We start from the raw sequence: 277 nt of genomic DNA, 5'->3' as shown, positions 1-277 counted from the left end.
AGTACAGCACCGCCGCGGTGACGCCGATCGACGACAGCCACTGCGCCATCGGCGCCGCGGCCGTGCCGACCTGGATGCGGAAGAAGCCGCCGCCGCCGAGGATCAGCACCGCGGTGCCGTTGGGCTGCGCGGGCCGGTAGATCTCCATGCGCGGCTCGACGACGCGCGTCACCGCGCCGAGCGCGCTGCCTTCGGTGCCGACCTGCTCGGGGCCGGTCACGTTCTGCGGCAGATGGCCGGCCGGCCACAGCGTCACGGTCTCGGGCGCGGCCTGCGC

1 pseudogene is annotated in these 277 nt (G+C 75.1%); it reads right to left on the bottom strand.

Features of this window, described 5'->3' with window-relative positions:
• Nucleotides 1–277: pseudogene (locus tag SB719_RS19790) on the bottom strand (alpha/beta hydrolase); the annotation flags it as partial.

Source organism: Pantoea sp. SIMBA_079 (genome assembly GCF_046940275.1).
Lineage (GTDB): Bacteria > Pseudomonadota > Gammaproteobacteria > Enterobacterales > Enterobacteriaceae > Pantoea > Pantoea borealis.
Note: the sequence above shows the minus strand (reverse complement) of the source record. Positions and strands in the feature narration are given on the sequence as shown.